The following is a 9,839-nucleotide window of genomic DNA, read 5'->3' as shown; positions in this document are numbered from 1 at the left end:
GGCATCGGCCGGGACCGGATGGTCGCCGGTCACCGGAACATCCCCTCGACGGGGATGAGCGGGCGTTGGTCGAGCGCCGCCCGCTCGGCCGCGCGGACGGCCTCGGCCCGGTTGGCGCCGAGCGGCATGTGCTGGATCTTGTCGTGCAGGGTGATGATCGCGTGCAGGAGCATCTCGGGCCGTGGGGGGCACCCGGGGAGGTAGATGTCCACGGGGACGACGTGGTCGACGCCCTGGACTATCGCGTAGTTGTTGAACATCCCACCCGAGGACGCGCACACACCCATCGCCAGCACCCACTTGGGCTCGGCCATCTGGTCGTACACCTGGCGCAGGACCGGGGCCATCTTCTGGCTGACGCGGCCGGCGACGATCATCAGGTCCGCCTGGCGGGGGGAGGCGCGGAACACCTCGGTCCCGAACCGGGCCAGGTCGTAGCGGCCTCCGCTGGTGGCCATCATCTCGATGGCGCAGCAGGCCAGTCCGAAGGTGGCGGGCCAGAGCGACCCCTTGCGCATGTATCCGGCGAGTTGCTCGACCGTGGTCAGCAGGAACCCGCTCGGCAGCTTCTCTTCCAGTCCCATGATGTCTCCTCCCCCGGCCCCGGTCAGTCCCAGCTCAGCCCGCCGCGACGCCACTCGTAGGCGTAGGCGACGGAGACGTTGACGACGAACAGGGCCATCGCGGCCAGTCCGAACAGCCCGAGGGTGTCGAAGTGCACGGCCCACGGATAGAGGAAGAGGATCTCGATGCCGAAGATGATGAACAGCATCGCCGTGAGGTAGTACTTCACCGGGAACCGGCCGCCCCCGACCGGCTGCGGGGTGGGTTGGATGCCGCACTCGTAGGCCTCGACCTTGGACCTGTTGAACCGGCTCGGCCCGGCCAGTGAGGACGTCAGCGAGGAGAAGACGGCAAAGGCGACGGCGACGGCGCCGAGGACCAGGATGGGTACGTATTCGTTCATCGCGTCACTCCTCGCGCGTTCCTCGAGAAGCCACCTGTGGGTTCACTTCTCCTGCAACCGCATGGGATCGCCGGCGACCGGCTGTGGTGGGGTCACGGCCCGCCGTCTCCCTGTCGGATTGGGTGTCCCCGACCCCGACTGTGACTCTACTCACATTGCTTTGACGCGTGTCTGGGGTTTCGGCAGACCGGTTCCAGGTGTGCGACGGCCGCCGGTGGTGGCGGGAGCTCAGGTCGGCGCGAGGAGCGAGGTGACCGCATCTCGCAGACGGAACGGGTCGATCGGGTGAGGGACCGACGCGTCGGCCCGGGACCAGTCCGCGAGCCAGCGGTCGTCCGCACGGCCGATCAGGACGAGGATCGGTGGGACGTGGTCGAGTTCGTCCCGCAGTTGCTTGGCCAGTCCGAGCCCGCCGGTGGGGGCGGTCTCGCCGTCGAGGATCACCAGGTCGATGCCGCCCGCGTCCATGGTGTCGACGACGACCGCCGCCGTGGCCACCTCGAGGTAGTCGAGCCGAGGGAGGTCGGGGTGTGGGCGGGTGCCGAGTGCGGTCATGACGCGGTCGCGGGTGCCGGCGTCGTGACTGTAGACGAGCACGCGAAGGGCGATGTCCGGAGCGGTGATCTCGGTCACGTCCGCGATGCTACCGAGGGGGATCCGTGGCGGTGCGGGGTTGGCGGGGGCCGGATGATCCCGTGGCCGTGTCACAATCCGATACATGGATCCCGGCGACCCGCGAGGTGCTGCGATCGACGCGCTCGTCGAACGTGAGCCGGTTCTCCTCACGCAGGTCCTCGCCACCATTCGTGGCACGTATCCCACCTACGAGTCCGTATCAGACGAGGTCATCTCGTCGTCGTTCCACCAGAACATCGAAATGTGCATCCGCGCAGTGGTGGACGGGCCCACACCGCAGGGTCACAAACTGCGCGCCTACGCGCAGATCGCGAGGAAGCGCTTCGAGCAGGGTGTCCCGGTCGAGGACCTCATCCGTTCGTACAAGCACAGCATAGGACTCATCGCGGACGCGCTGACCGAGCTGTTCGACGCGCACGGCGTGTCCCCGTTCGAGAGTCTTCACGCCTACCGGCAGATCTGGATGGTCAGCGACGTGTACTCGGCCGTCCTCGTGGAGGTCTATCGACAGCATCAACTGCAGCTCGACACCCGGAACCATGCGATCAAGAATGACTTCATCGACCGGCTGCGCTCCGGAGATTTCGACGACGGAATCCTTGCCACCGCACAGACTCGCTTCGCCTTGCGCACAGACCTGGACTACCGCGGCTTTGTCGCCGCGATGGTGGGTCACTCCGGGCACGACATCTATTCGCTTCTCGCGATGCTGGAGCCCCAGATCTTCGGCCATCGGGGGGTGTGTGCGATTCGAGGCGATGTGATCGTGGGTATCTGCAGGGAGGTGTTCGACACCGGCGACGGCGTGTCCGTGTCCTACGGTCGGCCCCGTCCCCTGTCCGGCATAGCGGAGTCCCTCGAGGTTGCTCGGCGGGTGGCCAGCACCTCGACCGCGCTGAGCGCGGGGAATCACCACCTCGAGGAGGTCGGCTGGCGGGTAGCTGTCGACCCGGAGTCGCCCGTCGTCGATCTCTTCGACGCGAGATTTCGGCAACCCCTCGACTCGGCCAAGGTCGATGCCGCCTCCACCCTGTGCAGCGTCGAAGAGTATCTCCGGCAGAACCGCTCCTATAAGAACGCCGCGAGAACGCTCAACTGTCATCCGAACACCCTGCGCTACCGGATCGCCCGGTTCGCGGAGATCACCGGGTGTTCGGTCGACGACATGGAGACCGCGGTATCACTGCAGTGGTACTTCGAGCTGCGCGCCAGGGATCGGAACTCGACCGAGGAATGAGCCTCGAACGGTGGTCGACGGTCCATAGCTCGACAGGTTTGTAATCTGTAACGAGACCTACGCAACAATTTCAGGCTGTGGTCCATCTCCTTTTGTGACGAGCGATAGCAGAATGTGTCGGGCGTCATGGCGTCCGAGCCCCCGCTGAGCCCAAAGGAGATCCGCCTGTGCGAGCCCTATCGCGCTCCCTCAACCTTCTCGTCGAGAAGTATCTGCCCAACGCGTTCCTCTTCGCGCTCGTCCTGACGATCGTCACTCTGATCCTCGGGATGACGATCGGGAGCCAGTCCTTGCCGGAGATGGCCGAGCACTGGTACGGCGGATTCTGGGGCTTCCTCGAGTTCGGCATGCAGATGGTGGTCGTACTGGTCACCGGCTACGCGCTCGCGAAGGCTCCGCCGGTCAACAGGCTCCTCACCCGCCTCGCCGGCGTCCCCAAGACCCAACTCGCCGCGCTCGTCATGGCGATGGTGGTCTCAGCGGCATTCGGCATCATCAGCTGGGGTCTGGGCTTCGTCGGGGGAACGCTCGTCGCGATCGAGATCGCTCGACGTGTCAAGGTCGCGGATTTCCGGCTCCTTGTCGCTGCCGCGTACACGGCGGTCATCGCGACTCAGCCGGTGTCGCTCGCCCTCACCGCTCCACTGCTGGTCAACACCCCCGGGCACAGCCTGGAAGATGAGATCGGACTCATACCGGTCACCGAGACGCTGTATAGCCCGACCATGATCAGTGCGGCCGTGTTCGGTTTCCTGGGTGTGCTCGTCGCCTTCATTCTGATGGCACCGAAAGGCCGGGACGTCGTCCCGTTCTCCGGCCCGGATGACGCGCGGGAGACTGCGGACGCCGGCTCGGTCTCCAGGGACTCGACCGTCTCGGACCGGATCAACAACAGCAGGATCATCAACTACCTCATCGTGATCCTCGGCCTGATCGGCATCATCACCTACTTCGTCGCCCAGGGCTTCAACCTCGAACTCAACATCATCAACTTCATCTTCCTCATCGTCGGTATCGCGCTCCACGGGAGCCCCGCCAAGTACGCCGAGTGCATCACCGATGGGATCCCGGCGGCGTCGGGAATCGTGCTCCAGTTCCCGTTCTACGCCGGCATCGTCGGCATGATGGGCGGCGCCGGGCTGATCGTCCTGATCGGCGAGTGGTTCGCATCGATCTCCACGGACGCGACGTTCCCGTTGTTCGCCTACATCTCAGCCATGATCGTCAATATCTTCGTGCCATCCGCCGGTGGCCAGTGGCAGGTTCAGGGGCCGGTGCTGCTCGAATCGATCAGCACCATGAATGTCTCAGCTGCGACCGTCGTCAACGCGGTGTCAGTGGGCGACATGACGACCAACCTGCTGCAACCGTTCTTCGTCCTCGCCGCGCTCGGCCTCTCGGGTCTGGGCCTCAAGGACATCTGGGGTTACTGCATGACGGCGATGGTCGTTCTGATGGTGATCGGTTCGACGATCTTCCTGCTCGTGCCGGTCCTCGGGTGGTGACGGGGAACATGATGAGCAGTCACAGCGTGAATGGCCGCGTGAAGACGTGGGAGCCGTCCGCAGCACGGGTCGAGGGGTCGGATCTCCGCAGCTTCCAGAATTGGCTCCGACACCACCGTGGAGTGCATCCGGCCGAGGTAGGAGGCGGGCTCGGAACCTACGCCGAGCTGCACAGGTGGAGTGTCGGATGCGTCGATGACTTCTGGGAGTCGGTATGGGAGTACTACGACCTCGTCGGCGATCGCGGCGCGGGGCCCGTGCGTGAGGGGGAGTCGATCGCTGACACCCGCTGGTTCCCCGACGCGCGCCTCAACTACGCGGAGAACCTGTTGCGCTTCGCCGGGTCGGATCCCGACCGGGAAGCCGTCGTCGGCCTGCACGAATCCCGGCCTCGTCAGTCCCTGACCTGGCGGGAACTCGAAGAACGCACGGCGTCGCTCGCGGCACACTTCCGATCGATCGGGGTGCGGCGGGGGGACGTCGTGTGTGCGGTCCTGCCGAACGTCCCCGAGACGATCGTCGCCCTACTGGCGGCAGCGTCCGTAGGGGCGATCTGGTCGGTCGTCAACACGGACTTCGGCGTCCGGGGGGTAAGCGATCGATTCACGCAGATCGCTCCGAGGGTTCTTCTCACCGTGGACGGATACGACTTCAACGGCCGATACCGGGACATGACGAGGGGCTTGCCCGACCTCATCGACGCCCTTCCGACGATCGAGCACCATGTCTTCGTGGACACGGGGGGCCCCTCGAGCGAGATGCCCCCGGCGACCCGCGTACCGAGCACCCGGATGTCCACGATCATGTCAACGCCCGCCCGGCCCGTATACGACCGCGTCGAATTCTCCCACCCGCTGTGGGTGCTGTATTCCTCAGGGACCACGGGCAAGCCGAAGGGGATAGTCCACGGTCACGGTGGAATCGTCCTCGAAGCGAACAAGGCCAACGGGCTGCAGTATGACCTCGGTCCGGGCGACCGGGTGTACTTCGCCGTGTCCACGACGTGGGTGGCGTGGAACATGCTGGTGGCGTCGATGATGAGAGGTGCGACCGTCGTCACCTACGACGGTGCCCCGTCATTCGGGACGCCGGCCAGACACCTCGAGATCTGCTCGACGGAACAGGTGTCGTTCTTCGGTGTGGGCGCCGCGGTGCTGACGGAAATCCAGCGCTCCGGGATGTCCCCCCGTGCACTCTTCGATTTCTCGAAGCTGGACTCCATCCTGTCCACCGGGTCTCCGCTGCCCGAATCGACCTGGCTGTGGATCCACGACCACGTGAAGAACGATGTGCATCTGGGTTCTGACTCCGGAGGAACCGATATCGCGTCGGGGATCGTCGGATCGAACCCGTTCGATCCGACCTACGTTGGCGAGCTCCAGGGGCCGTATCTGGGCGTCGCGGCGGACACCGTCGATCCGGAGGGACGCCCGGTCGTCGGGGAGGTGGGCGAGCTGGTGATGACCGAACCACTGCCCTCGATGCCCGTGAAGTTCTGGAACGATCCCGACGGGAGCAGATACCGGGCCGCCTACTTCGAGGACTTCCCCGGCATGTGGCGGCAAGGCGATTGGGCCACCCGCAGACCCGAAGGGCCTTTCGTCATCCACGGTCGCTCCGACTCGACGATCAATCGCGGTGGCATCCGCATGGGATCGGCCGACATCTGCGAGGTCGTGGACACCGTTCCGGGTGTGCGGGCGTCCATGGTGATCGGTGCTGAACTGGCTCGGGGTGAGTACTACATGCCGCTCTTCGTCGTGCCTGACGCCGGCTTCGAGGTCGACGACGAACTCCGGGAGTCCATCGTCTCCGAGATCAGGTCGAAGGTCTCACCCAGGTACGTGCCCGACGAGATCATCGCCGCGCCTTCGGTTCCCCGGACCCGCACCGGAAAACTGATGGAGGTGCCGGTCAAACGGCTCTATCAGGGCGCGGATCCGGACGCCGTGAGCTACACCGCGACCGATGAACCGGACACGCTGCGCTGGTACGTGGAGCGGGCGTCGGCGTTCGCCAGGAGGCGGCACGCGGAGTAGCAGGCGTGAAGGTGGGGCCCCGGTGGCACTCGGTGCCCGTGCGCCACCGGGGCAACGAGAAACGCGGCCCGGGCTCGAGAGCACCGGGCCGCGTCTGCGGCGGAGGATAGGGGATTTGAACCCCTGAGGGGCTATAAACCCCAACCCGCGTTCCAGGCGAGCGCCATAGGCCACTAGGCGAATCCTCCGTCGATCACAGTACCCAGCGCGGCCAACCACTGGCAAACCATCCGGGATTCCTCGGCTTCCTCCCGGGCGGCGTGCGGCCGCGGAGGCGGCACGGTTAGACTCGTCACCGGACCCCGCGCGGCGTCCATCCTGTGAACTCCCCCAGGGCCGGAAGGCAGCAAGGGTCAGCGGGCTCTGGCGGGTGCGCGGGGTCCCTTCACGTCCGGCACCAGGACCACCTGCGTCGAGGTGCCGAGACCACCGACGATGTCGATCCCCCGGAGGCCACTGTGGCGCTGTCCGATCTCTCCGCCGACGACCTGGCCCGACTCGAATCGGAGTTGTCCCGCGAGTACGACTCCCTCGCCGAGCGCGGTCTCTCCCTGGACCTGACCCGAGGTAAGCCCTCGCCCGAACAGCTGGACCTCTCCGAGCGGCTGCTGGCCCTGCCGGGGGAGGGGGACCACACCGCGGGGTCGACCGACGTCCGGAACTATGGAGGCGGGGCAGGACTGCCGGAGCTCCGTGGGATCATCGCCGAGCTCCTGGGGGTGGACGTCGACCGGGTGATCGCGCAGGACAACGCGAGCCTGTCGATCATGTACGACCTGCTGGCGTTCTCGATGTTGTTCGGCACGCCGGATTCCGAGCGTCCGTGGAAGGACGAGCCGACGCTCCGGTGGCTCTGCCCGGTGCCCGGATACGACCGGCACTTCACCATCACCGAGGCCCTCGGTATCGAGATGATCCCGGTGGCGATGGGCGAGGGCGGCCCGGACATGGACGAGGTGGAGCATCTCGTGGCGACGGACCCGTCGATCAAGGGCATGTGGTGTGTGCCGATCTACTCCAACCCGACCGGCGTCGTCTACAGCGATCACACCGTGTCGCGGCTGGCGCGCATGGTCACGGCCGCCCCGGACTTCCGGGTGATCTGGGACAACGCCTACGTGGTGCACACGCTGACCCCGGATTTCCCCAAGGTGCCCGACGTCGACTCGATCGCCGCGGAGGCCGGTCACCCTCATCGCTTCCTGCAGGTGTGTTCGACCTCCAAGATCACCTTCGCCGGCGCGGGCGTGTCGTTCCTCTCGGCCTCGACGCCGAACCTCGACTGGTATCTGAGGCACACCGGGGTCCGGTCGATCGGACCGAACAAGGTGAACCAGCTGGCGCACGCGCGGTTCTTCGGTGACGCCGACGGGGTGCGCGCCCACATGCAGAAGCACCGGGAGATCGTGGCCCCCAAGTTCGAGGCGGCCGCCGCAGCGTTGGGCCGCCGCCTCGGCGACTACGGGGTGGCCCGCTGGACCAGGCCTGAGGGCGGGTATTTCATCGACCTCGAGGTCCCGGACGGTACCGCCACGGAGACCGTCCGCCTGGCCAAGGCGATCGGTGTGGCGTTGACCCCGGCGGGTTCGGCCTATCCGTACGGGCGGGATCCCGACGACAGGCACATCCGGCTGGCGCCCACCCTCCCGCCGTTGGCCGAGGTGGAGACGGCGATGGACGTGGTGGGACTGTGCGCGTTGCTCGCGGCGTGTCGCGACGCGCAGAAGTGATGTAACACAGCCTGCCGCTTCGTTAATCACCAATCACTGAGATGCGGACCCAGTGATGCCCCTGTGGGGGTGTCGACGGGGCCGCTGTCACCAGCGAAAGCGGTGGTGCTGTGATCTGTAACACGTTCTCATTACGTGGACTCGCCGGGAATTTCGGGGGACAGTGCTCTGACGTGCACGAATGGCCCCGAAAGCGCTGTTGAGCAGTAGTCAATTGAGGAAGGTCCTTGATCGCCGCAGGTCCGCGTGGTTGTATTTGACGCGTCCGGACCCCATAAGGGATCGGGCACCGGAGTGCGGCTGAGGGGCTGCGAGGGGCCGGTGCTGTGATCTCGGTCCGGAACCGCGCCGCGAGGGTCTGAGGGGGCCCGCACCGCCGCGCGAGGGACGTCGGGAGGGGTCGCGGAGACGCGGCCCCTCCGGTCATTTCGGGATGTCGTCCTCCCGGACGCAGAGGTCTCGCCTCGTCGTCGTACCCCCTGGGTACCCTCTAGCCGTGGCCCTCTACCGGAAGTACCGCCCCGCCTCCTTCGCCGAGGTCGTGGGCCAGGAGCACGTCACCGAGCCGCTCTCCGTGGCATTGTCCTCCGGCCGGATCAACCACGCGTATCTCTTCTCCGGGCCGCGCGGGTGCGGCAAGACCTCGTCCGCCCGCATCCTCGCCCGGTCGCTGAACTGCGTGGAGGGACCCACCGCGACACCCTGCGGGGAGTGCGACTCCTGCGTGGCGCTCGCGCCCGGGGGCACGGGCACGCTGGACGTCACCGAGCTCGACGCGGCCAGCCACGGTGGTGTGGACGACACCCGTGACCTGCGTGAGCGGGCATTTTTCGCGCCGGCGTCGTCGCGGTACCGGGTGCTCATCATCGACGAGGCGCACATGGTCACCAACGCGGGCTTCAACGCGCTGCTCAAGATCGTGGAGGAGCCGCCGGAGCACCTCATCTTCATCTTCGCCACCACCGAGCCGGAGAAGGTGCTGCCGACGATCCGTTCACGGACGCACCACTACCCGTTCCGCCTGCTCACGCCCTCGGCGATGCGTGGACTCCTCGAGCGGGTCTGCGACCAGGAGGGCGTGCGGGTCGAGCCGACCGTCTTCCCGCTGGTCATCCGCGCCGGTGGGGGGTCGCCGCGCGATACGTTGAGCGTGCTGGACCAGCTGATGGCCGGCGCGGGCGAGGAGGGCATCACCTATTCGCGCGCGGTGAGTCTTCTGGGGGCCACCGAGGCGGCGCTGATCGACGACACCGTGGACGCCCTCGCTGCCTCCGACGGTGCGACGCTGTTCCGAACCGTCGACAAGGTGATCGAGGCAGGGCTCGATCCCCGCCGGTTCGCGGCGGACCTGCTGCAGCGTCTGCGAGACCTCATCATGGTGCAATCGGTCCCCCAGGCCATCGAGCGCGGCCTCGTCGACGCGCCGGTCGAGCAGGCCGACACCATGCGGCGCCAGGCCGAGAACATCGGCCCCGCCACCCTCGCGCGGTGCGCGGACATGGTGCACGAGGGGATGGGGTCGATGCGCGGCGCCACCTCTCCCCGGCTGCTGCTGGAGATCCTCTGCGCCAAACTACTGCTGCCGTCGGCCGACGACTCGGTGCTCGCGCTGCTGCAGCGCGTCGAGGCGCTGGAGTCCGGTACAGCGCGATCGGTCGCCGCCCCGGGTGGCGGGGTCCATGTCGGGGAGGGGAACCCGGCCGGGGCCGGTGGGGCGCCGCCTGA

General features: G+C 66.8%; 8 protein-coding genes, 1 tRNA gene and 1 other RNA gene. 6 read left to right on the top strand and 4 right to left on the bottom strand.

Going from position 1 to position 9,839, the window contains the following annotated elements:
- Positions 1 to 29 precede the first annotated feature (29 nt).
- The 3 genes from G6026_RS03605 to G6026_RS03595 all read right to left on the bottom strand — a co-directional run bounded on the left by G6026_RS03605 (position 30) and on the right by G6026_RS03595 (position 1,522).
- Complete coding sequence (locus G6026_RS03605) at positions 30 to 584, bottom strand: NADH-quinone oxidoreductase subunit B (protein WP_107755518.1); 555 nt, start codon at positions 582 to 584, stop codon at positions 30 to 32.
- A gap of 23 nt (positions 585 to 607) precedes the next feature.
- The gene (locus G6026_RS03600; protein WP_107755519.1) at positions 608 to 967 is read right to left on the bottom strand and encodes an NADH-quinone oxidoreductase subunit A; all 360 of its coding nucleotides are present in this window, start codon (positions 965 to 967) and stop codon (positions 608 to 610) included.
- A 228-nt stretch (positions 968 to 1,195) separates the two neighbouring features.
- Positions 1,196 to 1,522: a hypothetical protein gene (locus tag G6026_RS03595; protein ID WP_194305739.1), complete on the bottom strand. Its 327-nt coding sequence runs from the start codon at positions 1,520 to 1,522 to the stop codon at positions 1,196 to 1,198.
- 163 nt (positions 1,523 to 1,685) lie between these two features.
- On the opposite strand from G6026_RS03595, the gene G6026_RS03590 reads away from it, so the two are divergent.
- From G6026_RS03590 to G6026_RS03580, 3 genes are all read left to right on the top strand, one after another.
- On the top strand, positions 1,686 to 2,840 hold the full coding sequence (locus G6026_RS03590; protein ID WP_182612284.1) for a helix-turn-helix domain-containing protein: 1,155 nt from the start codon (positions 1,686 to 1,688) through the stop codon (positions 2,838 to 2,840).
- 167 nt (positions 2,841 to 3,007) lie between these two features.
- Positions 3,008 to 4,345 carry a TIGR00366 family protein gene (locus G6026_RS03585; protein WP_182612283.1) on the top strand — a complete coding sequence of 446 codons (1,338 nt, stop codon included), beginning with the start codon at positions 3,008 to 3,010 and terminating at the stop codon, positions 4,343 to 4,345.
- Positions 4,346 to 4,353: 8 nt separating this feature from the next.
- Positions 4,354 to 6,384, top strand: coding sequence for an acetoacetate--CoA ligase (locus tag G6026_RS03580; protein ID WP_347238057.1), 2,031 nt, complete (start codon positions 4,354 to 4,356; stop codon positions 6,382 to 6,384).
- Positions 6,385 to 6,484: 100 nt separating this feature from the next.
- Here the strand turns inward: G6026_RS03580 and G6026_RS03575 are convergent.
- Positions 6,485 to 6,572: transfer RNA gene (locus tag G6026_RS03575), tRNA-Ser, on the bottom strand.
- A gap of 106 nt (positions 6,573 to 6,678) precedes the next feature.
- On the opposite strand from G6026_RS03575, the gene ffs reads away from it, so the two are divergent.
- The 3 genes from ffs to G6026_RS03560 all read left to right on the top strand — a co-directional run.
- Positions 6,679 to 6,773, top strand: an RNA gene (ffs, locus tag G6026_RS03570) — signal recognition particle sRNA small type.
- A 69-nt stretch (positions 6,774 to 6,842) separates the two neighbouring features.
- Positions 6,843 to 8,114, top strand: coding sequence for an aminotransferase class I/II-fold pyridoxal phosphate-dependent enzyme (locus G6026_RS03565; protein WP_182612282.1), 1,272 nt, complete (start codon positions 6,843 to 6,845; stop codon positions 8,112 to 8,114).
- 496 nt (positions 8,115 to 8,610) lie between these two features.
- Positions 8,611 to 9,839, top strand: a 1,229-nt coding sequence (locus tag G6026_RS03560; protein ID WP_182612281.1) for a DNA polymerase III subunit gamma and tau, incomplete at its 3' end; no start/stop codon positions are given.

Origin of the sequence: Dietzia sp. DQ11-38-2 (genome assembly GCF_014145055.1) — a bacterium.
Taxonomy (GTDB): domain Bacteria; phylum Actinomycetota; class Actinomycetes; order Mycobacteriales; family Mycobacteriaceae; genus Dietzia.
This window is presented reverse-complemented; position numbering and strand designations above follow the sequence as displayed.